We start from the raw sequence: 24,906 nt of genomic DNA, 5'->3' as shown, positions 1-24,906 counted from the left end.
GCACGCGGCGCGGGATCGTGCGCTCGCGGCGGGAGCGCACGCCCGCGCGCACGGAAACCGGCCCACCTTGTGCGTACCCCGCCCCCTTTCTCGCTCCCTCCCGGCCGTGCTAACGCGATGGCATGAGCCTCGACGAGACCCGCGTCGGCGCGGCGCCCCAGGCGACCGGCCGCGCCCGAACCGCGAAAGCCTCCCTCGTCGTCGTCCACGCCGCCGACGGGGCGGAGAAGGGACGCACCTACGCCCTGGGCGACGAGGACGTGACGATCGGCCGGGAGGCCGGGAACACGGTCGTGGTGGGCTCGGACCAGGCGTCGCGCCGGCACGCTCGGATCTTCGTCTCGGGGGGCGTCCACGTGCTCGTGGACCTCGACTCGACGAACGGGACGTTCCTCAACTCGAAGCTCGTCCAGGAGCAGACGCTCCGCCACGGGGACGTCGTCCGGATCGCCTCGACCGTGCTGAAGTACGTCGTGGAGAGCTGAGGGTCCCTACATCATGCCGAGGTGCAGCCGCGCCGCCTCGCTCATCCGCGACGGGTCCCAGGGCGGATCGAAGACGAGCTCGACGTCGACGTCCTTCACGCCCGGCACGCCGAGCACGCTGCGCCGCACGTCGTCCACGAGCACCGGACCGATGCCGCAGCCCGGCGCCGTGAGCGTCATCTTCACGTGCACCTTGTGGCCGCCCTCCACCGGCTCGGCGGCGAGCGCGTAGACGAGGCCGAGCTCGACGATGCTCGCGGGGATCTCCGGGTCGTAGACCGTCCGGAGCGCCTCCCAGACCTTCTCCTCGTCGAACGGGCCCTCCACCGCCGCGGCGCGCTCTGCCGCGAACCTCCGGGCCTCCGCCTCGAACTCCGGGCCGAGCGCGTCCGCGTCGGTGCCGTCGATGCGGACGAGTCCGCCGAGCTCGGTCATGGCGGTGAACTGACCGCCCAGCGCCTGCTGCACGACGAGCCACGTGCCGGAGGGGAGCAGGACACGGTCGCCGTCCGGGACCCGGACGGCCGGGACGTCGCGCCGCGTGGAGGTGGGCGTGCGGGAGAAGGCCATGGTCACTCCGTCGAGATCGCCTCGCCGCCGCCGCGCAGCGCCTGGCGCAGCGCGTGCCACGGGAGGCTCGCGCACTTCACGCGGGTCGGGTACTCGTGCACGCCCCCGAACACGGCGAGCTTGCCGAGCGACTCCGCGTCCACCGCGCCGGGCCCCTCCGTGACCAGGCGGTGGAACTGCTCGAACACCGCGTCGATCTCGGCCGGCGTCCTGCCCTTCGCGAACCCGGTCATGACCGAGGCCGAGGCCTTCGAGATCGCGCAGCCGCTCCCCTCGAAGCGGACGTCGCGGACGACGCCGTCCTCGAGCCGCGCCTGGACGGCGATCCGGTCCCCGCACAGCGGGTTCAGGCCCTCCGCGCGGTGCGTCGCCCCCTCGAGCGGCCCGTAGTTGCGGGGTCGCTTGCCGTGGTCGAGCACCACCTCCTGGTACAGATCCGTCAGCTCCGACATGTCCTCACTCCGGCCGCCGCGAGGCGCGGCTCAGGCGAACATCTCCCGGACCGCGCGGATCCCGCGCACGAGCGCGTCGACGTCCTCGGGGGTGTTGTAGAGCCCGAACGACGCGCGGGCCGTCGCCGCGAGGCCGAGGCGCTGCATGAGCGGCTGGGCGCAGTGGTGCCCGGCGCGGACGGCCACCCCGTGCCGGTCGAGCACGGTGCCGACGTCGTGCGGGTGGACGTCCCCGACGAGGAAGGAGACCACCCCCGCGCGCTCGCGCGGCGTGCCGACGAGGCGCACGCCCTCCTCCGCCTCGAGCGCGTCCACCGCGAGCGCGAGGAGCTCGCGCTCGTGCGCGGCGATCGCCTCGAGGCCGAGGCCGTCCACGTAGTCGATGGCGGCGGCGAGCCCGATCGCGCCGGCGATGTCGGGCGTGCCGGCCTCGAACTTGTGGGGCAGCGCGTTGTAGATCGTCTTCTCGAAGGTGACGGAGAGGATCATGTCCCCCCCGCCCTGCCAGGGCGGCATCGCCTCGAGGTGCTCGCGGCGCCCCCACAGCACGCCCACGCCGGTGGGCCCGTACAGCTTGTGGCCGCTGAACGCGTAGAAGTCCGCGCCGGAGGCGGCGGCGTCGAAGCCGAGGTGCGGCGCGCCCTGGGCGCCGTCCACGAGCACCGGCACGCCCCTCGCCTTCGCCCGCGCGATGATCTCGGGCAGCGGGTTCACCGTCCCGAGCGCGTTCGAGACCTGCGTCACCGCGAGGAGCCGGGTGCGGGGGCCGAGGAGCGCCTCGAGCGCGTCGAGGTCGAGGTCGCCCGCGTCGGTCACGGGCACGACGCGCAGCCGCGCGCCCTTCTCCTGGCAGAGCATCTGCCAGGGGACGATGTTGGAGTGGTGCTCGAGCTCGGTGACGAGCACCTCGTCGCCGGCCCCGACCCGCGTCCGCCCGAACGTCTGCGCGACGAGGTTCACCGCCTCGGTGGTGCCGCGGACGAAGATCACCTCGCGCGGATCCGGGGCGCCGATGAAGCGCGCCACGCGCTTGCGCGCCTCGTCGTGGCGGCGCGTGGCCCGCTCGGACAGGAGGTGCACGCCGCGGTGCACGTTCGCGTTGTCCTCCTCGTAGTACCGGGAGATCGCGTCGATGACGGCGCGCGGCTTCTGGGTCGTCGCGGCGTTGTCGAGGTACACGAGCGGACGGCCGTGGACGCGCTGGCGCAGGATCGGGAAGTCCTCGCGCGCGCGCGCCGCGTCGAAGGCCGGCGCGGGCCGCCGCGCCGGGGCCGCCCCGCTCAGCCGCTTCTCGCCCGCCGCGCTCGTTCCGCTCACGCTCATGCCGCCTCCAGGAGCCGCGCGCCCGCGGGGAGCCGGGCCTGGACGAGGCCCTTCGCCGCCGCGCGGAGCGGGGCGGCGCGGACGAGGTCCACCATCTCCGCCACGAACGCATAGATGAGGAGCCCGCGGGCCTCGGCCGCGGGCAGCCCGCGCGAGCGCAGGTAGAAGAGCGCGGCCTCGTCGAGCTGGCCGACCGTGCCGCCGTGGCCGCACTTCACGTCGTCCGCGAAGATCTCGAGCTGCGGCTTCGTGTCGACGATCGCGTCGTCGGAGAGGAGCAGGTTCGAGTTCATCTGACGGGCGACCGTCTTCTGCGCGCCCGGCATCACGCGGATGCGGCCGGAGAAGACGCCGCGCGCGTGGCCGTCGAGGACGCCCTTGTACGTCTCGGTGGTCGAGCAGCGGGGCACGGCGTGCTCCACCCAGGAGAAGTTGTCCACGAGCCGCTCGCCGTCCGCCATGTAGAGGCCGTTCGCGGCGACGCTCGCCTGCTCGCCGACGAGCCGGGTGCGCAGCTCGCTCCGGGACAGGCGCCCGCCGAGCGACAGCGCGTGCGCGGCGAGGGTCGCCTTCGCCTGCTGCTCTGCGGCGACGACGCCCACGTGGAAGGCGCGCGGCGACTCGTCCTGCAGCCGCACGTGCTCGACGTCGGCGCCCTCGCCGAGGACGAGCTCCGTGACCGCGTTCGTGAGGTAGACGCCGTCCTCCCCCAGGAAGACCTCGGCGACGGTCGCGCGGGCGCCCTCGCCGGCGACGACGAGCGTGCGGGGGCTCGCGAGCGCGGGGCGCGCCCCGGAGGCGAGGAACACGAGGACGACGGGCGCGTCGAGGGTGGCGCCGGCGGGCAGGTGCACGAAGCCGCCGTCGGCCATGAGCGCGGCGTTCGCCGCGACGAACGCGTGCTCCTCGGGGCGGGCGAGCCGGCCGAGGTGCGGCTTCACGAGCGCCGGCGCCTCGAGGAGCGCCTGCGCGAGCGAGGACACGATCGCGCCCGCGGGCAGCCCCTCGATCACGGAGAGCTCGCGGCGGAGCCGGCCGTCCACGAACACGAGCCGCGGGCCGCCGCCCGGCGCCCGCGCGAGGAGCGCCCCCAGGCGCGCGGCGCCGGCCTCGGCGTCCGCGGGGCGCGTCCGCTCGAGCACCACGGGCGCGAGCGAGGCGAGGCTCGTGAACCGCCAGTCCTCGTCGCGCGAGGTGGGCAGGCCGCGGGCGCGGAAGCGCGCCAGCGCCTCCAGGCGGGCCTCGGCGAGCCACCCGGGCTCGCGCGGGTCCTTCGCGAACAGCTCCACGAGGCTCGACTCGACGGGCGTCATCGCGCTCCTCACGCGCCCGCGGGCTGGGCGAGCTCCGGCCGCATGCCGTCCGTCCACGCGTAGCCGGTCTGCTCGAGCTCGTCCGCGAGCTCCGGCCCGCCCGAGCGCACGATCCGCCCGTTCGCCATGACGTGCACGACGTCGGGGGGGATGTACTCGAGGAGCCGCTTGTAGTGGGTGACGAGCAGGATGCCGCGCTCCGGGCCGCGCGCCGCGTTCACCCCGCGCGCGACCACGCGGAGCGCGTCGATGTCGAGCCCCGAGTCGATCTCGTCGAGGATGGCGAGCCTGGGCTCGAGCACCGCCATCTGGAAGACCTCGTTCCGCTTCTTCTCGCCGCCGGAGAAGCCCTCGTTCACCGAACGGCTCCCGAAGGCGGGGTCGAGCTCGACGAGCTTCATCTTCTCCTTGGCGAGCGCGAGGAAGTCCATCGCGTCGAGCTCCTCCTCGCCGCGCGAGCGCCGGATGGCGTTGAGCGCGGTGCGGAGGAAGTAGAGGTTCCCGACCCCGGGGATCTCCACCGGGTACTGGAAGCCCAGGAACAGCCCCGCCGCCGCGCGCGCCTCGGGCGCGAGCGCGAGGAGGTCCTGGCCCGCGTAGGTCGCCGACCCGCCCGTCACCTCGAACGCCTCGCGGCCGGCGAGCACGCCCGCGAGCGTGGACTTGCCGGAGCCGTTCGGCCCCATGATCGCGTGCACCTCGCCCGGCCGGATCTCGAGGTCCACGCCCTTCAGGATCTCGCCCTCCCCGCCCGCGACCCTCGCGCGCAGCCCGCTCACCCGCAGCAGCGCCGCGGCGTCCCTCGCGCCGTTCACCTGGACGTTCCCTCCCATCGCTAGCCGACGCTCCCTTCCAGGCTCATCCCGAGGAGCTTCTGCGCTTCCACCGCGAACTCCATCGGCAGCTCCTTCAGGACCTGCTTCGCGAACCCGTTGACGATCATGGAGACCGCGTCCTCGTCCGAGATGCCGCGCTGCTTGCAGTAGAAGAGCTGGTCCTCGCTGATCTTCGAGGTGGTGGCCTCGTGCTCGACCTTCGCCGAGGGGTTGCGCACCTCGATGTACGGGAACGTGTGGGCGCCGCAGCGGTCGCCGATGAGGAGCGAGTCGCACTGCGAGTAATTGCGGGCGCCCACCGCCCCCTTCATCATCTTCACGAGCCCGCGGTAGGTGTTCTGGCCCCGGCCGGCGCTGATGCCCTTCGAGATGATCGTCGAGCGGGTGTTCCTGCCGACGTGGATCATCTTCGTGCCGGTGTCCGCCTGCTGCCGGTGGTTGGTGAGCGCGACCGAGTAGAACTCGCCCACCGAGTCGTCGCCCTGGAGGATGCAGGACGGGTACTTCCAGGTGATCGCCGAGCCGGTCTCGACCTGCGTCCAGCTGATCTTTGCCCGCGCGAGCGCCTTCCCGCGCTTGGTCACGAAGTTGTAGATGCCGCCCCGGCCCTCGGCGTCGCCGGGGTACCAGTTCTGGACGGTGGAGTACTTGATGTGGGCGCCCTCGTGCGCCACGAGCTCGACCACGGCGGCGTGGAGCTGGTTCTCGTCCCGCTGCGGGGCCGTGCAGCCCTCGAGGTAGGAGACGTACGCGCCCTCGTCGGCGACGATGAGGGTCCGCTCGAACTGCCCCGTGTCCTTCGCGTTGATCCGGAAGTAGGTCGAGAGCTCCATCGGGCAGCGCACGCCCTTCGGCACGTAGACGAACGAGCCGTCGGAGAAGACCGCGCTGTTCAGCGCCGCGAAGTAGTTGTCGCTGTACGGCACGACCGAGCCGAGCCACCGCTCGACGAGCGCGGGGTGCTCGCGCACGGCCTCCGAGAACGAGCAGAAGACGATGCCCAGGTCGCCGAGCTTCTTCTTGTAGGTGGTCGCGACGGACACCGAGTCGAACACGGCGTCCACCGCCACCCCGGCGAGCCGCTGCTGCTCCGCGAGCGGGATGCCGAGCTTCTCGAAGGCGCGCTTCAGCTCGGGGTCCACCTCGTCCATCGAGGCCAGCGGCTTCTTCTGCTTGGGCGCCGAGTAGTAGACGATGTCCTGGTAGTCGATGGGCGGGTACTTCACGTTCGCCCAGGTCGGCTCCTCGAGCGTGAGCCAGTTCCGGTACGCCTTGAGGCGCCACTCCAGCATGAAGTGCGGCTCGTTCTTCTTCGCCGAGATGAGGCGGACGATGTCCTCGGACAGGCCGCGCGGGACCCTGTCCTCCTCGATGTCGGTGACGAAGCCGTAGCGGTACTTCTGCTGCGTCAGCTCCTTGAGCTGCTGCGCGGTGGTCATGACGCGTGGACTCCCAGCGTGACGGGCGCGGGCGACTCGTCGGCCGGCGCGCGGAAGGGGGCGATGGCGGAGAGGGGCAGGCCCGCGAGCGCCCCCTGGATCGCGCGGGTGACGGGGTCGAAGCTCGCCTTCGCGGGGCAGGTCGCCTCGATGCCGCAGGCCACCTTCGCCGGCGAGGTGCAGTCGGTGAGCGCGATCGGCCCCTCGAGCGCCTCGACGATCTCGGCCACGGAGATGCGCTCCGCAGGCCGCGCGAGCCCATACCCGCCGTGACGGCCGCGGTGCGAGACGACGAGCCCGGCCTTCGAGAGCTCCTTGCACAGCTTGGAGACGGTGGGGAGCGGCACACCCGAGCGCCCCGAGAGCTCCTGCGCGGCGAGCGTGCGGCCGCTGCGCGCGAGGTGCGCGAGCAGCACGATCGCGTAGTCGGTGAGCTTGGACATTCTGATCATCCGTCCGCCTCCGCGGGCCGATCCATCATGGACCGAAACAGTCCACTTACGGATGATTAAACGCTGCGGCAGCGGATTTCATGCCCATCGACGGGCGGCGCCAAAACCCCTGTGGGATCAGGGACTCAGAGGCTCGCCCGGCCGAGTGGCCCGTCCGCCGACTCACCGTCCAGCTCCGCGTAGACGTGGTCGGCGACGAACGTGAGCCCGACCCGCGCGCGGCGGTCCTCATGGCGTGAGAGCCAGGCGAGGAGCCCGGGATCCACCGCGGCGAGATCGGCGCGGGCGACCCGGGCGAGCCGGCGCTCGCGCGCCTCTGCCAGGAACGCCTCGAGGCGGCGCGGCGACTCGAACAGCACCGCCACCCGCGCGCCCGCGTTCGCGTTCACGTCGCGCTCGATCCGCTGCGGCTCGGGCTTGCCGACCCGCACGACGAGCGCCGTGCGGCCGTCGGGCAGCGCCGCGAGCACGTCCGGAGCGTCCGGCTCGCAGAGCCCCGGCCCGAACGCGATCCCCTCGCGCCACTGCCAGGCGTAGGCGAGGACGCGCAGCCAGAGCCGCTCCGCGGTCTCGGAGGGATGGCGCGCGACCTTGAGCGCGACGGTCGCCTCGACGCCGGTGTCGGCGTGCGTGACGCGGAGGTCGAAGTGGTGGAGGGTCGAGGGGAGCGCCATCGGAGTCTGCAGGTAGGCTGAGGTCGAGGTCGAGGTCGTCTACCGCTTCAGGATCTTCACGAGCGCCTCCCCGTACTCCTCGAGCTTGCGCGGCCCGATGCCCTTCACCTCGAGGAGCTCGTCCCGGGTGACGGGCCGCCGCAGCGCCAGCTCGGCGAGGGTGGCGTCGGCGAAGACCACGTAGGCCGGCACGCCGCGGGCGCGGGCCGCCTCCCCGCGCCAGGCGCGGAGCGCCTCGAAGAGCTCGAGATCCACCTCGGCGTCGAGCGCCGCGTCGCGCCCCCGGGAGGCGTCGCGCTTGCGACCGGCGGCGCCGCGCCCGGCGCGCGACGCCCGCACCGCCGGCGCGCTCTCGACGACGTCCTCGCCGGTGCAGCGATCGCACGCGTCGCCGCACGGCGCGATCACCTCGCCGAAGTGCCCGACCACCCGCTCGTGCCGGCAGCCGTCGCCGTCCGCGAGCCGGTACATCGCCCGCGCCTGCCGCTTCTGCGCCTCGGCGAGCTCGGGCTCGACGTCGCCCAGGAGCCGCTCCCAGCTCATCACGTCCGCCCAGGAGTAGAGGAGGACGCAGGTGCTCGGCTTGCCGTCGCGGCCGGCGCGGCCGATCTCCTGGTAGTACGACTCGATCGAGCGCGGCAGGTCGCGGTGGATGACGAAGCGGATGTCCGGCTTGTCGATCCCCATCCCGAACGCCACGGTCGCGGTGACGACGTCGATCTCGCCCGACCGGAAGGCGTCCTGCACGCGGGCGCGGACCTCCGGCTCGAGGCCGGCGTGGTACGCCTCGGCGCGGACGCCGTGGTCCTTCAGGAGCTCGGCGGTCTCCTCCACCGACTTGCGCGAGAGCGCGTAGACGATGCCGCTCTCACCCCTGCGCGCGCGGACGAGCCGGAGGATCGCGTCGCGGGCCTTGAGCCCCTCGCCCTTCTTCACCGCGTGGAGCGACAGGTTCCTGCGCAGGAAGGAGCCGCGCACGAGGAGCGGCCGCTCCATGCCGAGCTGCGCGGCGATGTCGTGCGTCACCTCGGGCGTCGCGGTGGCCGTGAGCGCCAGCACGCGCGCGCCGAACCGCTCCTTGAGGCCCGCCAGGTTCCGGTAGGCGGGGCGGAAGTCGTGGCCCCAGTGGCTGATGCAGTGCGCCTCGTCGACCGCGATGAGCGCGAGCCGCACGCCCTCGAGCGCGCTGCCGACCGAGGCCTCGAGCCCCTCCGGCGCGGCGTACAGGAGCTCGAGCTCGCCGCGGCGCAGCGCGCGGACGCGGTCGCGCCGCTCCTCGGGGGAGAGCGTCGAGTTGAGGAACGCGGCCCGCAGCCCGACGCGCCCCATGGCGTCGACCTGGTCCTTCATCAGCGCGACGAGGGGCGAGATGACGAGGGTCGTGCCGCCGAGGATGCGCGCCGGGATCTGGTAGGTGAGCGACTTGCCGGCGCCCGTGGGCATGACGCCCACGCAGTCGCGTCCGGCGAGCACCGCCGTGACGATCTCCTCCTGGCCTGGCCGGAAAGCCTCGTGCCCGAACACCTCGCGCAGGAGCTGGCGCGCGCCCGACGGCGTCGCCGGGGGCGGCGGCGCGGCGGACGGACGGCCGATCGCCTCCGCGAGCGTCCGGAGCCGGCCGACGGTGGCGGGGCCGAACAGCTCGGGCGCCTCGCGCCAGCGCGCGCGCAGCGCCTCCAGCCGCGCGGCGCAGCTCCGGCGGAGCGCGGCGTCCTCCGGCGTCTCGGCGCCGGCAGGCTCGCCCTCTGCGCGCCCGAGACCGCTCGAGACGTCGGCGAGGTCCGCGACCTCCGACTCGAGCGCTCGCCGGTCCGCGGCGGAGAAGAGGGTCTCGGGAGCGGTCGCCACGGGCGGCCGAATCTACACGTCGGCCGCCCGGAAGGAAAACGGGCGCGGCCCGCGAGGACCGCGCCCGCCTGGGCTCACGCTCGAGGAGCGGCTACTTCGAGAGCTTCGCGTCCTCGATGATCACCGGGTAGGCGTAGCCGGCGCCGAAGTCCTTGTCGACGCGGACCGTGCCCTTCACGAGGACGACGTCGCCGACCGCGGCGTCGTCGTTCGTCGTGATCGTGATGTCGTTGTCCTTGCCGGCCGTGCCGGAGCCGTCGCGCAGGTGGAGCCAGTTCTTGCCCATGATGCCGGCGTTCCACTTCACGACCTTGCCGCGAACGGAGACGCTCTTCTCCTTGAGCGCCGCGCGCTGCGTCCACACCTCGGCGACGGTCCGCGCGTCGGGGCCGCCCGCCTTCGGGACCTTCACGTCGCCGACCTCCTTCGGGCCGGCCGCCGCGGCCGCGTGCGCCGCCGCCATCGACTCGGGCCCCTGACCGCCGGGCGCGGCGCCCATCATCCCGCCGCCGCCCATGCCGCCGCCCACCGGGGCGCCCGCGGGGGCCTCGCCGCCGCCGAGCGTGCCGAAGTAGACGACGTCGAACTTGCGATTGAGGGTCTTCGACTCGAAGTCCTTCATCGGCATCGCGCCCGCGACCGTGACGTCCTTCCCCTTCTCGACGTCGGTCTTCGGCACGGCCGCCCAGGTCTCGCCCTGCGCGGTCTTGAGCTTGAGGTAGCTGTACGGCGGAGCATCGAGTCGCTCGAGGACCTTGCCCTGGAGCCCGGCGGACGGGGCCGCGACCCCATCCTGGGGCGCCGGAGCGCTCGGCTGCGCCGCGTTGCTCTGCGGCAGGGCGGGCTCTTGCTTCTTGCATCCCGCCACGGCCAGCGAGACGAGCATCACGACGGACAAACGACGCATGTGGAGAAACCTCCGTATCGCGAGTTGCGCGAGACCCCTGCTTCGAGGGGGCCGTAGCATAAACCCATGTCGGGACGATTTCGATCCCGGAAAAGCCGCTCACGGCACGCCATGTGAAGGGTCGCGCAGGCCTTGCGCCCGGCCTGACCACCGCGGCCCGCGGCTGCAAAGCTGTCGGCGCGGGAAGGCGCGCTCTACCCCTTAAGAGGCAGGTCGCACCGGGTCAGCCGCGCAGCTTGTAGCCGGACCGGAGCATGGCGTAGGCGGCGCCGACCGCGCCCGTCGCGACGACGACGAGCAGCGCGGCCCCGGCCGCGGGCGGGGCGTCCGAGATGCCGAGCATCCCGAACCGCACGCCGTCCACCAGGTAGAAGATCGGGTTCACGTGCGTGAAGGCGCGGAACGGCGCCGGCAGCATCTCGATCGAGTAGAAGACGCCGCCGAGGAAGGTGAGCGGGGTGATGAAGAACGTGGGGAAGAAGTTCACCTGCTCGAACGAGCTCGCCCAGATGGCCGTCATGAGCCCGAACGCGGAGAACGCGACCGCCGCCAGCACGACGAGCGCGAGCGCGAGCAGCGGGTGGGCGACCTCGAAGCCGCTGAACGCCCCGGCGACCGCCCACGTGACGGCGCCGACGAGCAGCCCCCGCAGCACCGCGGCGACGACGAACCCGGCGAGGATCTCGCCGTAGGAGAGCGGCGACACCAGGAGGTCCGTGATCGTCCCCTGCAGCTTCATGACGAACATGGACGACGCGGTGTTGAGGTACGCGTTCGTCACGACGCCCAGGGTGACGAGCCCGGGCACGATGAAGCGCGCGTAGGGCACGCCCTCGACCTCGCGCAGCCGGCCGCCGAGCGAGTAGCCGAAGACGATGAAGTACAGCGCCGTGGTGATGACCGGCGAGAGGAGCGTCTGCCCGGGCACGCGCAGGAACCGGCGTACCTCCTTCTGCAGCAGCGTCCATAGCCCGAGCGAGATCACGCCGGCGCCCCCTCGCGGTCGCGCGACACGAGCCGCACGAACACGTCCTCGAGCGTCGTCCTGCGCGTCTCGACGTCTCGCACGGCGAGCCCCTCCTCCGCCACCGCCGCGAGCAGCGGCCCGAGCGCGTCGCCTCCCGAGGCCTCGAACGACACGACCGAGCCGCCGGCCTCGAGGCGGGCGCCCGCCGCCGCGAGCGGCGCGGGCAGGGCCGCGAGCGGGCGCGCGAGGGAGAGCCGCAGCACCTTCGCGCCGTGGCGCGAGAGGAGCACGTCCTTGTCCTCGACGACGAGGAGCCGTCCGCGGTCGATGACGCCGATGCGGTCGGCGAGCTCCTCCGCCTCCTCGAGGTAGTGCGTCGTCAGCACGATGGTCGTCCCGCGCTCGCGCAGCCGCCGCACGTAGCTCCACAGCGCGCGCCGGAGCTCGACGTCCACGCCCGCGGTCGGCTCGTCGAGGAACAGCACGGCCGGATCGTGGACGAGGGCCTTGCCGATGAGCAGCCGCCGCTTCATGCCGCCCGAGAGCGCCCGGCTGTTGGTGGTGCGCTTCGCGAGGAGGTCGAGGGCGCCCAGGATCTCGACGAGCCGCTCCTCGGAGAGCCGCACGCCGAAGTAGCCGGCCTGCATGCGGAGCGTCTCCTCGACGTTGAAGAACGGGTCGAAGTTGATCTCCTGCGGCACGAGCCCGATCGCACGGCGCGTCTCGCGGTAGTCGCGGACGACGTCGTGCCCCAGCACCGAGATCTCGCCGGAGGTCGGGCGGAGGAGCCCTGCGATCATCGAGATGAGGGTGGTCTTGCCGGCGCCGTTCGGGCCGAGCAGCCCGAAGATCTCGCCGCGGCGGATGCCGAGATCGATCCCGTCCACCGCGACGAGCGGGCCGTACCTCTTCGTGACTCCGCGGATCGCGACGACGGTGTCCACGGGCGGCACTCTAACGCGGGCGCGCCGCGGAGGCGGGTTTATGGCGCGGCGCCTGCGCGCGCCGCCCGCCGCTCACCCGAGCCTGCGCTGGAACCGGAGGGTCGCCGCCGCCACGATGGCGACCCCGATCACGAGCAGCACGACGAACTGGAGCCACAGGTCCGCGAACCCCGCCCCGCGGAGCAGCACGCCGCGCATGATCTCGGCGTACCAGCGGATGGGGTTCAGCAGCGTGAGCGGCCGCAGCCAGCCCGGCATGGCGAGGATGGGCGTCATGAGGCCGGAGAGCAGCACCGCGGGGATTGTGAACAGGAAGCCGCCGAGGAAGGCCTGCTGCTGGTTCGCCGAGACGGTGGAGATGAGGAGCCCCGCCCCCAGGGTGGTGAGGAGGTACAGGAGGGTGCCGACGAGCAGGAGCCCCAGGTTCCCGCGGATGGGGATGGCGAAGAGCCACGTCCCCACGCCGACCAGCAGCGTCACCACGACGAGGCCGATCACCACGAAGGGCGCCATCTTCCCGACGAGCAGGTGCACCGGCCGGATCGGGGTCACGAGCACCTGCTCGAGCGTGCCCATCTCGCGCTCGCGCGCGAGCCCCATGGCCGAGGTGAAGGTCGTCACGATCACGAGGAGCATGGCGGCGATCCCGGGGACCATGTACGGCGCGGTCGCGAGGCCCGGGTTGAAGGCCACGCGCGGGATGGGCCGGAGCTGGGCCGGCGGGGTCTGGCCGCTCGCCTCGATCCGCTCGCGCGCGAGCCGCTCGCCGAGCTCCGAGAAGAAGCGCGACACCGCGCCCGAGGTCACCGTGGTGCGGTTCGGGTCGGTGCCGTCGAGCAGCACCTGCACCTCCTGGCCGCGCCCCGACAGGCGGTCCGCCTCGGCGCGCCGCTCGAAGACGAGCGCCGCCGACGCGCGGCCGGCGTCGAGGGCCGCGCTCGCCGCCTCCGCCGAGCTCTCCTCGCCCACCGACAGGAGCGTCCCGTCGGCGAGCAGCCGCCGCGCGTCCTCGCGCGAGGTGGCGCTGCGATCGGCGTCCACGACCAGCGTGGGCACCCGGTCCACCTCGAAGTCCACCGCGAAGCCGAACACCACCGTCTGGATGAGCGGCGCGACCACGAGCATGAACATGATGCGGCGGTCGCGCACCGTCTGCTGGACCTCCTTGCGGAAGATCGCGGCGAGCTGGACGCGGGCGGAGGGACGGACGGGGCCGGTCACGCGAGCCTCCGCTGGAAGCGGGCGGTGGCGAGGCCGATCACCACCACCGCGAAGACGGCCAGCGCGACCAGGTCCGGCCAGAGCACGTCGAGGCCGTTCCCCTTGAGCAGCACGCCGCGGAGCCCGTGGACGAGGTAGCGCGCGGGGATCACCCGCGAGATCTGCTGGAGGACCACCGGCATGTTCTCGATGGGGAAGATCATCCCGGAGAGGAGGAGCGAGGGGAGCAGCGAGGACATCGTGCCGGCCTGCGTGGCGACGGTCTGGTTCTTGGCGATCACCGAGACGAGCAGCCCCTGCCCCAGCATGCCCAGCAGGAAGACGAGGCCCAGCGTCGCGAGCGCGAAGCCGCTGCCCCGCATCGGCAGGTCGAACGCCGTCATCCCGAACGCCACCACGAGCAGGAACTCGAGCAGCCCGAGGCCGAGGTAGGGCAAGAGCTTGCCGAGGACGATCTCCAGGCGGCCGATGGGCGACGCGAAGAGCTGCTCCATCGAGCCGCGCTCCCACTCGCCCGCGATGGTGAGGGCGGTGAGCAGCACGGCGGTGATGGCGAGGAGGTACGCGGCGAGCCCCGGCACCATGTAGAACGCGGAGCGGCCGTCGGGGTTGTACCGGGTCCAGACCTTCACCCGCACGGGCGGGGTCCTCTCCCCCACCTCCAGGGTGGCCAGGCGCTGGGACTCGGCGCGGACGAGCGCGTCGGCCTTGGCGAGGAGCTGGTTCGCGACGAGCGCGTCCGCTCCGTCGACGAGGAGCTGCACCGGCACCACCTCGCGCGCCAGCAGGGCGCGCTCGTAGCCCTTCTCCACCACGAGGGCGGCCACCGCCCGCTCCTTCCGGAAGGCGCCGAGCGCGGCCGCCGGATCCGGGAGCTCGCCCACCGAGACGAGCTCGCGCGACGCGGTGAGCGCGTGGACGAGCGCGCGCGACGACTCGGTGCGGTCCTGGTCCACGACCGCGAGCGGGATGCGATCGATGTCGAACGCGACGCCGTAGCCGAAGAGGAACAGCAGCAGCACGGGCATCCCGAGCGACATGTAGAGCGTCCGCGGATCGCGGACGATGTGGCGCCCTTCCTTCGCGGCCATGGCGTAGATCCGCACCAGCGACCGACCGATTCGACCCTTCACGTCGCGGCCTCCCCTCGCGCCTCGCGCCCCACGACCGCCAGGAACACGTCCTCGAGCGACGGCTCGGCGCGGTCCACCGCCACCTCGCGCGCGCCCGCGGCGGCGAGGATCCGGGCCACCCCGGCCTCGTCGAGGCGGGCCGGATCGACCCGCAGGTGCAGCCCGGCGCCGAACGGCTGCACGGACCGGACGCCGTCGCGCCCCGCCAGCGCCGCCGCGGCGCCCGCGAGCCCCTGTCCCCGCGCGACCAGCACGCGGTCCGGGACCCAGGTGCGCTTCAGCCCCGCCGGCGAGTCGAGCGCCACCAGGCGTCCGTCCACCATCAGCCCGATGCGCCGGCAGTACTCCGCCTCGTCGAGGTAGTGGGTGGTGACGAACACCGTGGTCCCGCCCGAGGACAGCTGGCGGATGAGCCGCCAGAACGCGCGGCGCGCCACCGGGTCCACGCCGGCGGTGGGCTCGTCGAGGAACACCACCTCGGGCCGGTGGAGGATGGCGCCGGCGAGCGCCAGCCGCTGGCGCATGCCCCCGGGCAGCGAGCCGGTGATCGCCGCGTCCTGCCCGGCGAGCCCGGTGAGCTCGAGCAGCTCTCCGGCGCGCACGCGGAGCGCCTTGCCGGAGAGGCCGTAGGCGCCGCCGAAGAAGAGCAGGTTCTCCATCACCGGAAGGTCCAGGTAGAGGGAGAACTTCTGCGACATGTAGCCGATGGACGCCTTCACGGAGTCCGGATCGGCGGCCACGTCGTGCCCGGCGACCCGCGCCGTGCCGCTCGTCGGGGCGAGCAGGCCGTTCAGCATGCGGATGGTGGTGGACTTCCCGGCGCCGTTCGCGCCCAGGTAGCCGAAGATCTCGCCGCGCTCCACCTCGAAGCTCACCGCGTCCACCGCGGTGAAGGCCCCGAAGCGGCGGGTGAGCCCTCGCGCCTCGATGACGGGCGCGCCGGGACCGGGCGCGCTCATGCCTCCTCCTCCCGGATCCGCGACAGGAACAGGTCCTCGAAGTCCGGCGTCACGGGCGCCAGCGTGGCGCCGAGCGGCGCGAGCGCCCGCGCGAGCTCGGCGGAGGCGCCGCGGGCCACCACGATGCGGAGCCGCTCGCCGGCCGGCGAGGCCGCGCGCACGGCCGGCGTCCGGGCCAGCTCCGCCTCCACCCGGTCGCGCTCCCCTCCGCGCACCTCGTACGCCTCGTCGCGGAAGCCGGCGATGAGCGCGGGCGGCGCGCCCTCGAGCAGGAGCCGCCCGCGGTTCATGAGCCCCACCCGCCCGCAGCGCTCGGCCTCGTCCATGTACGGCGTCGAGACGAGCACCGTCATGCCGCCGTGCACGAACTCGTGCAGGAGCGCCCACAGCTCCCGGCGCGAGACCGGGTCCACGCCGTTCGTCGGCTCGTCGAGGAGCAGCACCTCCGGCTCGTGGAGCAGGGCGCACGCGAGGGCGAGCTTCTTGTACATGCCGCCGGAGAGCGCGTCGGCGCGTCGGTCGAGGAACGGCGCGAGGCGCGTGATCTCCAGGAGCCGCTCGGCGCGGCGGCGGTACACCTCGCGCGGCAGCACGAAGACGCGCGAGAAGAAGCGGAGGTTCTCGCCCACCGAGAGATCGCGGTACAGGCTGAACTGCTGCGGCATGAGCCCGACCCGCTCCCGCACCGCGTGGTCGTCCGCCGCGAGCCCGAGCACCCGCGCCTCGCCGCCGTCGAGGCGGATGAGCCCGGCGAGCGCACGGATGGCGGTGGTCTTGCCGGCGCCGTCGGGCCCGACGAGGCCGTAGAGCTCCCCGCGGCCGACCTCGAAGGAGAGCCCGTCGAGCGCCGTCACCTCGCCGAAGCGGCGCGAGAGGCCGCGCGCCGAGAGCGCCGGTCCCGCGCCCGCCTCCGGGGCGGCCTCGCCGCGCGCGGCGTGGAGCTCCTGCACCTAGCGCCTCCCCTCGCCGATCGTGACCTGCACGGGCATCCCCGCGCGCAGCTTGCCGTCGCGGTTCTTCACCGTCACCTCCACCGGGTAGACGAGCCGGTCGCGGTCGGTGCGGGTCTGGATGTTGCGCGGCGTGAACTCGGCCTCGAGCGCCACCGTGCGGACCGTGCCCTCGAACCGCTCGTCCGGGAACGCGTCCGCGACGACCGTGGCCTTCGCGCCGGGCTTCACGGCCCCCACCTCCGCGTTGGGCAGGTAGAAGGTCGCCTTCACCTCGGTCAGATCCACGAGCCGGACCAGGGTCGCGCCGGGCGAGACGAGCTCCCCTGCCTCGTGCGGGAGCGTCGCCACCTCCGCGTCGCGCGGCGCGCGCACCTCGCACTCGCCGACGAGCAGCCTCGCGCGCTCCACCGACGCCTCGGCCGCGCGCATCTGCGCCACCGCGGAATCGGCCTGCGCGCTCGCCGAGCGGATCCCGACCTCGGCGGCGCGGACCTGGGCGGCGCTCGCGATCGCCTGCGCCCTCGCCGCCGTGGTCTGGTGCTCGAGCCCGGCCGCGGAGGCCTGCGTCTGGTCGATGCTCGAGGCGGGCACGTCCTGCGGGAGCGCCTCGAGCCGCTTCGCCTGCCGGGCCGCCGCGTCGCGCTGCGCCGCGAGCGCGGACGCCTGCGCCCGCGCCGCCTCCTCGGAGGCGCCCGCCGCCGTGCGCGCGCGCTGCGATGCCTGGATCTGCGCGCCCGCCGCGACCGCCTGCGCCTTCGCCGCCGCGAGCCGCGCCTCCGCCTCGGCGAGCTGCGCGGCCGGGTCGGCGCAGTCGAGCCGGACGAGCAGGTCACCGGCCTTCACGCGATCGCCCTCCCGGATGCGGAGCTCGAGGATGCGCGCCCCGACGCGCGAGGAGAGGTCGACGTCCGTCCCCTCGATCTCCCCCGACCCGCCGGAGGGCGCGGCGAGCGCCCGCGCCTGCGTCCAGAGGCGCAGCGCGATGAGGCTCGCGAGGACGACCGTGAGCACGACGAGGATGACGACGACTCGACGCATCGGTGGGCTCTCCTGTCCCGCCGCCGGGCGGGGCGCTGTCCAGAGCGCAAGGCGCGTGCCGCGCGGGTCCCCGTCCCCCGCCGCCCCGGAAGCCCCTGTTTCCGCGAGGAGACCTCGCTCTATCGTAAGGAAATCCGACAGGCCCGTTCGGATTGGTTCACAGCTCGTTCGGGGCTGCACGCACGCAAGTGCGCGCTGGCGCAGCGCGCGCCGATGGGCACCGGGCTTGCTCTACCGCCGCTGCCCGGCGAGCGCGCCGAGGGAGGAACGGGATGATCGAGACCGTGCTGATGGTGTGGATGGTGACCGGAGCGGCAGGGGCGACGGCGGCGTCGACCGGGACGCCGACCTCGACCTCGGGGCCGGCGCCCACCTCGACCTCGACTCCGACCCCGGCCCCGACGCCGGGCTCGACCCAGCCCGCCCCCGCCACGCTGTCCCTCTCCGCCGCCCTCGCCGAGCTCGACGCGCAGAACCTCACCCTCGCCCAGGCCCGCGCCCGCGCGGACGAGGCCTCGGGCGTCGCGCGGCAGGCCGCCGCCCCGCTCCTCCCCACCCTCTCCGCGGGCGCGACCTACACGCGGAACAGCGACGACGCGATCGTCTCTCTCGGCGCGCTGCTCCCGCTGCAGCCGGGCCAGAAGCCGCCCGCGCCGATCGCGATCCAGCCGCTCGAGCAGCTCGTCGTCTCCGGCGCGGCGCGCGTGCCCATCCTCGTGCCGAACGCCTGGTTCGAGCTCTCCGCCGCGCGCAGCGGCGCGCGGGCGGCGGCGCTCTCGGCCGACGCGGCGCGGAGCGACGTGCGCGCCGGCTTCGCGCAGGCGGCGCACGCGGCCATCGCGGCGGAGGAGGCGGTCACCGCCTCCGAGCACGCGGCCGCGAGCGCGGCCGAGCTCGCGCGGAGCGCCGATCGGCGGGTCACCGCGGGCACCGCGGCGCCGCTCGACGCGCTGCGGGCTCGCACCGAGCAGGTCCGGCGGGAGAGCGATCTCGTGCGCGCGCGGGCCGAGCTCGAGCGGGCGCGCCTCGCGCTCGGGATCCTCCTCGGCCGCGAGACGCCGGTGCGGATCGAGGTCCCCGCCTCGCCGGCGGACGCGTCGACGGAGGAGCGCGACGGCCTCGTCGCGGCGGCGCTCGCCGGCCGCCCGGAGCTCGCCTCGCGGCGCGCCCGGGTGGACGCGGCCGACGCGCAGGTGCGCGGCGCCTGGGCGCGGCTCGCGCCGCAGCTCTCCGCGGGCGCCTCGATCTTCCGCTCGGACGTCGCGTACCCCACCGGCGAGAAGGACGGCTGGCGCGCCACGGTGGACCTCTCCTGGCCGCTCTACGACGGCGGCCTCCGCTACGGGAAGCGCCGCGAGGCCGAGGCGCAGCGCGCCGGCGCGGAGGCGGCGGCCGAGGCGGAGCGGCTCGGGGTGGTGCAGCAGGTGGAGGACGCGCACCGGGATCTCGGCGTCGCCGTCGAGCGGCTCCGGCTCGCGGGGACGCAGCGCGGCCTCGCCGCGGACGCGGCCGCGTCCGCGCGGCGCAGCTACGAGGCGGGCGTGGCCTCGAGCCTCGACGTCATCGACGCCAACGATCGCGAGTACGCGGCGGACATCCAGCTCGCCGACGCGCGCGCGCGCGCCGCCCAGGCGCGCATCGCCCTCGACCGGGCCGCGGGCCGGGCGCCCTGAGGAGAATCATGCGGCGGCGCACGGGCGAACGTATCCTTCCGGGCCGGAACGAGCCCATGCCCACTCCCCCCGGCCACCGCGAGATCCAGCACGAGGAGGTCTCCCGGCTGTTCGGGAAGATGGCCGGAGGCAGGCTCGCGGCGCTCCCGCCGATCGTGGTGCTGGCGCTCTGGCTCGCCTGGGTGGAGCCCGCCGCCTGGCGCCGCGTCGCGCTCCTCGTCGCGGTCGTCGGGATGTGCGTGTTCTTCGTCGCCGAGTGGGTGCGCTTCCGGCGGGTGGGGTTCCGGCCGGGCGCGATCCCGCGGAACCTCGTCGTCGCGACGTTCTGGCAGATGGCGATCACCGCCGTCACGGGCGGGCTCGCGAGCCCGTTCCTCTACATCGCCGTGCCGCTCGGGATGATCGCCGGCGTCTTCCTGCCCTGGCGCATGAGCTTCCTCCTCTCCGGCGTGCAGATCGCGGCGGTGTTCACCCTCGCCGCGCTCGGGGCGACGGGCGCGCCGGCCGAGCTGAACCTCCACGTCTTCGGCGGCGGCGCGCGGGTCGGACCGCCGGCCTACCTCTACACGCACGCCGCGATGCTCTCGCTCGTGTTCCTGTTCTCGAGCGGCGCGGGCCGCGCGCTGCGCTGGTCCTTCGACCGGATGATCCTGCGCGCGCTCTCGGCGCAGCAGGCCTCGCTCGAGGCGCACGCGCAGCGCGCCGAGGAGCTGACCGCGCTCTCGGCGGAGATCGCCCACGAGCTCAAGAACCCGCTCGCCAGCGTGAAGGGCCTCGCGGGCCTGCTGGCGCCCGGGGTGCACGAGGGGAAGGCCTCCGAGCGGCTGCAGGTGCTCCGGCGCGAGGTCGATCGCATGCAGGCGATCCTCGACGAGTTCCTGAACTTCTCTCGGCCGCTCGTCCCGCTCGCGCTCGGCGACGCGGACCTGGGCGCGCTGTGCCGCGAGGTCGCGGCGCTGCACGAGGGGATGGCGCGCGAGCGGGACGTCGCGGTCACCGTGCGCGCCGAGGGCGTCTCCGCCCGCTGCGATCCCCGCAAGGTGAAGCAGATCCTCATGAACCTCGTGCAGAACGCGCTCGACGCGAGCCCGGCGCGCGCGGCGGTCGAGCTCGACGTCGCGCGCGGCGCGGACGGCGCGGCGCGCGTGCGGGTGCTCGACCGCGGCCGCGGCGTCGATCCGGCGGTACAGGACTCGCTCTTCTCGCCAGGCGCGACGACGAAGCCGCGCGGCTCCGGGCTGGGGCTCACCATCGCGCGCGCCCTCGCCCGGCAGCACGGGGGCGACCTCGTCCTCGCCCCGCGGCCCGGGGGCGGCACGATCGCCGAGCTCGTCCTGCCGCCCGCGGCAGGGAGCGGGGGGTACGCGGCATGAGCCCGCTCGCGCGCGTCCTCGTCGTCGACGACGATCCCGGCGTCCGCTACACGCTGCGCGAGATCCTGGAGAGCGAGGGGCTCGCGGTGGACGAGGCGGCGGACGGCGCCGCCGCGCTCGCGCGGCTCGAGACCACGCCGGCCGACCTCGTCGTGACGGACCTGCGCATGCCGGGCATGGACGGCATGGAGCTCCTGCGCCGGGTCGCCGGACGGCCGGGCGCGCCGCGCGTCGTGCTCGTCACGGCGCACGGCTCGGAGCGGCAGGCCGTCGAGGCGATGAAGGCGGGGGCCTACGACTACTTCAAGAAGCCGTTCGAGACGGACGAGCTGCTCGCGGTGGTGCGGCGGGCGCTCGAGGCGGTCCGGCTCACGCACGACAACGAGCGGCTGCAGGGCGAGCTCGTGCTCTCGCGCTCCATGGTGTTCGCCTCGGAGGCGATGCGGCGGCTCGCCGTGCTCGTCGCGCGGGTGGCGCCGCGCGACGTGACCGTGCTCATCACGGGCGAGAGCGGCACGGGCAAGGAGCGGGTCGCCGAGGCGATCGTGCGCGCCTCGCGCCGCGCCGACCGGCCCTTCGTCCGCTTCAACTGCGCGGCGCTCACGCCGGAGCTCGCGGAGGCCGAGCTGTTCGGGCACGCGAAGGGCGCCTTCACCGGCGCGGTGCGCGCGCGGCCCGGCCTCTTCGGCGAGGCGGACGGCGGGACCATCCTGCTCGACGAGGTGGGCGAGCTCGCGCCCTCGGCGCAGGGGAAGCTCCTCCGGGTCCTGCAGGAGGGCGAGGTGCGCCCGGTCGGCGAGGAGCGGACGCGGAAGGTGGACGTGCGCGTGCTCGCGGCGACGCACCGCGATCTGCCGGAGCTCGTGCGGACGGGGAGGTTCCGCGAGGACCTCTACTACCGGCTCGACGTGGTCCAGCTCCGCGTCCCGCCCCTGCGCGACCGGCCCGAGGACATCCCGGTCCTCGCGCGCCACTTCCTCCAGCGCTTCGCGGAGCGCTTCGGGCTCGCCTCGCTGGCGGTGCCGGACGCGCTCGTGGACCGGCTCGCCGCCCACGCCTGGCCGGGGAACGTGCGCGAGCTCGAGAACGCGATCGAGGGGCTCGTCGCGCTCTCCCCGCCCGAGGGGCTCGACCTCTCGCTCCTGCCCGGCGGCGCGGTCCCGGCCGGCGACGTCGGCGCGGCGCCCTCGCTCAAGCAGCGCGTCGAGGCGTTCGAGCGCGGGCTCGTCGTCGAGGCCCTGCGCGCGGCGGAGGGGAACCGCAGCGAGGCGGCGCGCCGGCTCGGCATGTCGCGCGTCACGCTGCACGACAAGCTGCGCAAGTACGGGCTCGCCGGGGGAGGCGAGGAGCCGGGCGGGCGCTGAGCCCGGCGCCCCTCGGGCGCGCGGCCGCTCCCCGACGCGCATACACCCGCGGTGCATCGCCACGCGCCGCCGTCGGGGCCTCCCCGTCTTGCCTCCCCGCGCAGGCGCTCCTCGCCGGCGCGGGCGAGCCATCGTTCAGGCGATGGTCGCGTTCGCGCTCGCCCTGCAGCTCGTCGCCGCGAGCCCCTCCTTTGCCCCGCAGCCCTCGCTCGACGCCGGCGCGTTCCAGGGGCGGGAGCTCGCCGCGGCCGGCCTCGGCGTGCTCGCGGGCGACGCGCTCGTGGTGGGGCTCGGCTACGCCACGCTCCAGCTCTTCGCGAACGACACCTTCTCGCCCACCGCCGGCAACTTCCGCACCGCCGCCTTCGCGCTGGCGGGCGCCGCGCTCCTCCTGCCGCCGCTCGGCGCGACCGTGGCCGCGCGGCTGGCGCGCGTGAGCCCCGCCGCGGGCGGCTTCTGGAAGGCCTTGCTCCTCGCGAACCTGGGCCACGCCGCCGCGCTCGGCGCGGGGTACCTCGCCGCGCCGCGCTTCTGGGTGGTGATCCCGGTGCAGCTCGCCGGCGTCGCCGCCGGGAGCTCGGTGGGGCTCCACTGGGGCCCGCGGGCGCGGCCCGTCGTCCGGCAGGATCCGGGCGGCCGGGCGACGCCTCCGGGCCCCGCGCGGCCGGCGGCGGACGTGGTCGCGGAGGCGCAGCCGCTCTACCCGATGTGCCTGGATCGCTGATCGCCGGCGATGACGGTGAGGGGGGATCCGGCGCCGTGGGTGCGCCCGGCGCCCCCCGCGCGGCCGCGAGGCGGAGCTCGGGCTTCTGGGTTATCTTCCGCCCGCCCCGCACCCGGAGGAGCCCATGGCGAACGGCCTGTTCCGCATCCCCGAGCCCCGCAACGAGCCCGTCCTCTCCTATGCGCCCGGCACGCCGGAGCGCGCCGCGCTCAAGTCCCAGCTCGCCGAGCTCTCGGCGCACGAGATCGAGATCCCGCTCGTCATCGGCGGACGCGAGGTCCGCACCGGCCGGTTCGCCGAGGCCCGCGTGCCGCACCGGCACGGGCAGCGGCTCGCGCGCTGGCACCAGGCCGGTCCGGCCGAGGTCCAGGCCGCGATCGAGGCGGCGATGCAGGCGCGCAAGGCCTGGGCGGCGATGGACCCGCACGACCGCGCGGCGATCTTCCTCAAGGCGGCGGACCTCCTCGCCGGCCCGTGGCGGCAGGTGCTGAACGCCGCCACCATGCTCGGCCAGTCGAAGACGCCCTTCCAGGCCGAGATCGACTCCGCCTGCGAGATCATCGACTTCTGGCGCTGGAACCCGCACTTCATGCAGCGGATCCTCGAGGATCAGCCGCACTCGCCGCCCGGCCAGTGGAACCGGCTCGAGTACCGGCCGCTCGAGGGGTTCGTCTTCGCGGTCACCCCCTTCAACTTCACCTCGATCGCCGCGAACCTGCCGACGGCGCCCGCGATCATGGGCAACACCGTGGTGTGGAAGCCGGCGTCCTCGGCCGTCTACTCCGCCTGGCACATCCTGAAGCTCCTCGAGGCGGCCGGCCTGCCGCCGGGGGTCGTCAACTTCGTCCCGGGCAGCGGGCGCGCCGTCGGCGACCCCGCCCTCGCGAGCCCGGACTTCGCGGGCCTCCACTTCACCGGCTCGACCGGCGTCTTCCACGGCATGTGGCGCACGATCGGCGAGCACCTCGAGCGCTACCGCGGCTACCCCCGCATCGTCGGCGAGACGGGCGGCAAGGACTTCGTGTTCGTGCACCCGTCGGCGGACGTGGACGCCGCCGCCGTCGCGCTCGTGCGCGGCGCGTTCGAGTACCAGGGTCAGAAGTGCTCCGCCGCCTCCCGCGCCTACGTGCCCGAGAGCCTCTGGCCGCAGCTCCGCGAGAAGCTCCTCGGCATGACCGCCGCCATCAAGATGGGCGAGACCGAGGACTTCACCACGTTCATGGGCGCGGTCATCGACCAGCCCGCGTTCGATCGGATCAAGAAGTACATCGAGATCGCCCGCGCCTCCTCGCAGGCGAAGCTCCTCTTCGGCGGCCGCTGCGACGACTCGAAGGGCTTCTTCATCGAGCCCACCGTCATCGAGACGGTGAACCCCCGCTTCCAGCTCATGGAGGAGGAGATCTTCGGGCCGGTGCTGACGATCTTCGTCTACGCCGACATCCGGCTCGACGAGGCGCTCGAGCTGTGCGGCTCGACCTCGCCGTACGCGCTCACCGGGGCGGTCTTCGCGCGCGACCGGGAGGCGATCCTCGACATGGGCAAGCGGCTCGTCGACGCGGCGGGCAACTTCTACGTGAACGACAAGCCCACCGGCGCGGTGGTCGGCCAGCAGCCGTTCGGCGGCGCGCGCGCGTCCGGCACGAACGACAAGGCGGGCTCCATGGCGAACCTCATGCGCTGGGTCTCGCTGCGCGCCATCAAGGAGACCTTCGACCCGCCGACGCGCTTCGAGTACCCGTACATGCGCGAGAAGTGAGCCGGGCGCGGACCTTCTCGATGGAGCGCCCGATGCCCTGGAGCGTGCGCGTCGCCACGGCGGCCGTCGCGCTCGTCGTCCTCGTGCTCGTCACCGGCGCCGTGCTCGTCCTGCGAGCCCCGGAGCCCCGCCTTGCGCAGGTCGGTCAGCTCGGGCTCTACGCGGCGCTCTTCGCGGCGCTCCTCGCCGGGATCCTGACGCGCCGGCGCATCGCGTGGCTGTGGGGCCGGTTCCTCGGGTTCTTCCTGTTCGCCGTCGCGCTCGTGGGCGTCGTCGCGAACGCCTCGCGGATGCGGGCGTCCGAGGTGGCGGCGCTCGCCCTCGGCTTCGCCGGCCCGATGCTCGCGGTGAGCCTCGCGTTCGGGCGCCGGAGCGCCCAGGCCTGGTTCGGGCTCCTGTGCCCGAGCTGCGGCACGCCCTCCTCGCGCGGCGATCTCCTGCTGCGCAAGGTCCGGTGCCCGCGCTGCGGGGAGAGGTTCTAGGCGCGAGGCTTCCGCAGCGC

At 74.1% G+C, this 24,906-nt stretch carries 24 protein-coding genes; 7 read left to right on the top strand and 17 right to left on the bottom strand.

The window, feature by feature from the left end:
* Positions 1–122 precede the first annotated feature (122 nt).
* Positions 123–485 (top strand): FHA domain-containing protein, encoded by a 363-nt coding sequence (locus MNY60_RS04905; RefSeq protein WP_242334494.1) that lies wholly within the window; start codon positions 123–125, stop codon positions 483–485.
* Between the two features lie 6 nt (positions 486–491).
* Here MNY60_RS04905 and sufT read toward each other — a convergent pair whose 3' ends face one another.
* The 17 genes from sufT to MNY60_RS04820 form a co-directional block, all read right to left on the bottom strand.
* Complete coding sequence (gene sufT, locus MNY60_RS04900; RefSeq protein WP_242334491.1) at positions 492–1,055, bottom strand: putative Fe-S cluster assembly protein SufT; 564 nt, start codon at positions 1,053–1,055, stop codon at positions 492–494.
* A 2-nt stretch (positions 1,056–1,057) separates the two neighbouring features.
* Complete coding sequence (gene sufU, locus MNY60_RS04895) at positions 1,058–1,507, bottom strand: Fe-S cluster assembly sulfur transfer protein SufU (RefSeq protein WP_242334488.1); 450 nt, start codon at positions 1,505–1,507, stop codon at positions 1,058–1,060.
* Positions 1,508–1,537: 30 nt separating this feature from the next.
* Positions 1,538–2,830, bottom strand: coding sequence for a cysteine desulfurase (locus tag MNY60_RS04890; RefSeq protein ID WP_242355996.1), 1,293 nt, complete (start codon positions 2,828–2,830; stop codon positions 1,538–1,540).
* Positions 2,827–4,143 (bottom strand): Fe-S cluster assembly protein SufD, encoded by a 1,317-nt coding sequence (gene sufD / locus MNY60_RS04885; RefSeq protein WP_242334482.1) that lies wholly within the window; start codon positions 4,141–4,143, stop codon positions 2,827–2,829. Before sufD ends, MNY60_RS04890 begins: the two co-directional genes overlap by 4 nt.
* Before the next feature lie 8 nt (positions 4,144–4,151).
* Positions 4,152–4,976, bottom strand: a complete 825-nt coding sequence (gene sufC / locus MNY60_RS04880; RefSeq protein WP_242334479.1) for a Fe-S cluster assembly ATPase SufC — start codon at positions 4,974–4,976, stop codon at positions 4,152–4,154.
* A gap of 2 nt (positions 4,977–4,978) precedes the next feature.
* Entirely contained in the window at positions 4,979–6,418 is a 1,440-nt protein-coding gene (sufB, locus tag MNY60_RS04875) for a Fe-S cluster assembly protein SufB (RefSeq protein WP_242334476.1), read from the bottom strand.
* Positions 6,415–6,861 (bottom strand): Rrf2 family transcriptional regulator, encoded by a 447-nt coding sequence (locus tag MNY60_RS04870; protein ID WP_242334473.1) that lies wholly within the window; start codon positions 6,859–6,861, stop codon positions 6,415–6,417. The genes sufB and MNY60_RS04870 overlap by 4 nt, the downstream gene beginning before the upstream one ends.
* Positions 6,862–6,995: 134 nt before the next feature.
* Positions 6,996–7,544, bottom strand: a complete 549-nt coding sequence (locus tag MNY60_RS04865) for a YaeQ family protein (RefSeq protein WP_242355994.1) — start codon at positions 7,542–7,544, stop codon at positions 6,996–6,998.
* Between the two features lie 39 nt (positions 7,545–7,583).
* Complete coding sequence (locus MNY60_RS04860) at positions 7,584–9,392, bottom strand: ATP-dependent DNA helicase RecQ (RefSeq protein ID WP_242355992.1); 1,809 nt, start codon at positions 9,390–9,392, stop codon at positions 7,584–7,586.
* 91 nt (positions 9,393–9,483) lie between these two features.
* Entirely contained in the window at positions 9,484–10,299 is an 816-nt protein-coding gene (locus tag MNY60_RS04855) for an OB-fold nucleic acid binding domain-containing protein (RefSeq protein ID WP_242334464.1), read from the bottom strand.
* A gap of 223 nt (positions 10,300–10,522) precedes the next feature.
* Entirely contained in the window at positions 10,523–11,284 is a 762-nt protein-coding gene (locus MNY60_RS04850; protein WP_242355990.1) for an ABC transporter permease, read from the bottom strand.
* The gene (locus MNY60_RS04845; protein ID WP_242334457.1) at positions 11,281–12,210 is read right to left on the bottom strand and encodes an ABC transporter ATP-binding protein; all 930 of its coding nucleotides are present in this window, start codon (positions 12,208–12,210) and stop codon (positions 11,281–11,283) included. Before MNY60_RS04845 ends, MNY60_RS04850 begins: the two co-directional genes overlap by 4 nt.
* Positions 12,211–12,282: 72 nt before the next feature.
* Positions 12,283–13,431: an ABC transporter permease gene (locus MNY60_RS04840; RefSeq protein WP_242355988.1), complete on the bottom strand. Its 1,149-nt coding sequence runs from the start codon at positions 13,429–13,431 to the stop codon at positions 12,283–12,285.
* A complete protein-coding gene (locus MNY60_RS04835) occupies positions 13,428–14,564 on the bottom strand; it encodes an ABC transporter permease (RefSeq protein WP_242355986.1) in 1,137 nt (378 codons plus the stop codon). The genes MNY60_RS04840 and MNY60_RS04835 overlap by 4 nt, the downstream gene beginning before the upstream one ends.
* On the bottom strand, positions 14,561–15,523 hold the full coding sequence (locus MNY60_RS04830; RefSeq protein ID WP_242334448.1) for an ABC transporter ATP-binding protein: 963 nt from the start codon (positions 15,521–15,523) through the stop codon (positions 14,561–14,563). The genes MNY60_RS04835 and MNY60_RS04830 overlap by 4 nt, the downstream gene beginning before the upstream one ends.
* Complete coding sequence (locus tag MNY60_RS04825; RefSeq protein ID WP_242355984.1) at positions 15,520–16,473, bottom strand: ABC transporter ATP-binding protein; 954 nt, start codon at positions 16,471–16,473, stop codon at positions 15,520–15,522. The genes MNY60_RS04830 and MNY60_RS04825 overlap by 4 nt, the downstream gene beginning before the upstream one ends.
* Positions 16,474–17,514, bottom strand: a complete 1,041-nt coding sequence (locus MNY60_RS04820; protein ID WP_242355982.1) for an HlyD family secretion protein — start codon at positions 17,512–17,514, stop codon at positions 16,474–16,476.
* Positions 17,515–17,786: 272 nt separating this feature from the next.
* Here MNY60_RS04820 and MNY60_RS04815 point away from each other — a divergent pair, with 272 nt between their 5' ends.
* The 6 genes from MNY60_RS04815 (at position 17,787) to MNY60_RS04790 (ending at position 24,886) form a co-directional block, all read left to right on the top strand.
* Positions 17,787–19,187 carry a TolC family protein gene (locus tag MNY60_RS04815; RefSeq protein WP_242360111.1) on the top strand — a complete coding sequence of 467 codons (1,401 nt, stop codon included), beginning with the start codon at positions 17,787–17,789 and terminating at the stop codon, positions 19,185–19,187.
* Between the two features lie 56 nt (positions 19,188–19,243).
* Positions 19,244–20,560 (top strand): HAMP domain-containing sensor histidine kinase, encoded by a 1,317-nt coding sequence (locus tag MNY60_RS04810; RefSeq protein WP_242334437.1) that lies wholly within the window; start codon positions 19,244–19,246, stop codon positions 20,558–20,560.
* Entirely contained in the window at positions 20,557–21,924 is a 1,368-nt protein-coding gene (locus tag MNY60_RS04805; protein ID WP_242334434.1) for a sigma-54 dependent transcriptional regulator, read from the top strand. The genes MNY60_RS04810 and MNY60_RS04805 overlap by 4 nt, the downstream gene beginning before the upstream one ends.
* Positions 21,925–22,066: 142 nt before the next feature.
* On the top strand, positions 22,067–22,648 hold the full coding sequence (locus tag MNY60_RS04800) for a hypothetical protein (RefSeq protein ID WP_242334431.1): 582 nt from the start codon (positions 22,067–22,069) through the stop codon (positions 22,646–22,648).
* Between the two features lie 124 nt (positions 22,649–22,772).
* Positions 22,773–24,404, top strand: a complete 1,632-nt coding sequence (gene pruA, locus MNY60_RS04795; protein WP_242334428.1) for an L-glutamate gamma-semialdehyde dehydrogenase — start codon at positions 22,773–22,775, stop codon at positions 24,402–24,404.
* On the top strand, positions 24,401–24,886 hold the full coding sequence (locus MNY60_RS04790; protein ID WP_242352544.1) for a zinc-ribbon domain-containing protein: 486 nt from the start codon (positions 24,401–24,403) through the stop codon (positions 24,884–24,886). The genes pruA and MNY60_RS04790 overlap by 4 nt, the downstream gene beginning before the upstream one ends.
* Positions 24,887–24,906: the final 20 nt, after the last annotated feature.

This window comes from Anaeromyxobacter sp. SG17 (assembly GCF_022690695.1).
Classification (GTDB): domain Bacteria; phylum Myxococcota; class Myxococcia; order Myxococcales; family Anaeromyxobacteraceae; genus Anaeromyxobacter; species Anaeromyxobacter soli.
Note: the sequence above shows the minus strand (reverse complement) of the source record. Positions and strands in the feature narration are given on the sequence as shown.

Bases quoted from the DNA above. Each gene is read 5' to 3' on its own strand.
- MNY60_RS04890 (WP_242355996.1), bottom strand. From the start codon at position 2,830: ATGAGCGTGAGCGGAACGAGCGCGGCGGGCGAGAAGCGGCTGAGCGGG.
- sufB (WP_242334476.1), bottom strand. From the start codon at position 6,418: ATGACCACCGCGCAGCAGCTCAAGGAGCTGACGCAGCAGAAGTACCGC.
- MNY60_RS04855 (WP_242334464.1), bottom strand. From the start codon at position 10,299: ATGCGTCGTTTGTCCGTCGTGATGCTCGTCTCGCTGGCCGTGGCGGGA.
- MNY60_RS04820 (WP_242355982.1), bottom strand. From the start codon at position 17,514: ATGCGTCGAGTCGTCGTCATCCTCGTCGTGCTCACGGTCGTCCTCGCG.
- MNY60_RS04805 (WP_242334434.1), top strand. From the start codon at position 20,557: ATGAGCCCGCTCGCGCGCGTCCTCGTCGTCGACGACGATCCCGGCGTC.
- MNY60_RS04830 (WP_242334448.1), bottom strand. From the start codon at position 15,523: ATGAGCGCGCCCGGTCCCGGCGCGCCCGTCATCGAGGCGCGAGGGCTC.
- MNY60_RS04905 (WP_242334494.1), top strand. From the start codon at position 123: ATGAGCCTCGACGAGACCCGCGTCGGCGCGGCGCCCCAGGCGACCGGC.
- pruA (WP_242334428.1), top strand. From the start codon at position 22,773: ATGGCGAACGGCCTGTTCCGCATCCCCGAGCCCCGCAACGAGCCCGTC.
- MNY60_RS04815 (WP_242360111.1), top strand. From the start codon at position 17,787: ATGATCGAGACCGTGCTGATGGTGTGGATGGTGACCGGAGCGGCAGGG.
- MNY60_RS04865 (WP_242355994.1), bottom strand. From the start codon at position 7,544: ATGGCGCTCCCCTCGACCCTCCACCACTTCGACCTCCGCGTCACGCAC.
- sufU (WP_242334488.1), bottom strand. From the start codon at position 1,507: ATGTCGGAGCTGACGGATCTGTACCAGGAGGTGGTGCTCGACCACGGC.
- MNY60_RS04800 (WP_242334431.1), top strand. From the start codon at position 22,067: ATGGTCGCGTTCGCGCTCGCCCTGCAGCTCGTCGCCGCGAGCCCCTCC.
- sufD (WP_242334482.1), bottom strand. From the start codon at position 4,143: ATGACGCCCGTCGAGTCGAGCCTCGTGGAGCTGTTCGCGAAGGACCCG.
- MNY60_RS04870 (WP_242334473.1), bottom strand. From the start codon at position 6,861: ATGTCCAAGCTCACCGACTACGCGATCGTGCTGCTCGCGCACCTCGCG.
- sufC (WP_242334479.1), bottom strand. From the start codon at position 4,976: ATGGGAGGGAACGTCCAGGTGAACGGCGCGAGGGACGCCGCGGCGCTG.
- MNY60_RS04810 (WP_242334437.1), top strand. From the start codon at position 19,244: ATGCCCACTCCCCCCGGCCACCGCGAGATCCAGCACGAGGAGGTCTCC.
- sufT (WP_242334491.1), bottom strand. From the start codon at position 1,055: ATGGCCTTCTCCCGCACGCCCACCTCCACGCGGCGCGACGTCCCGGCC.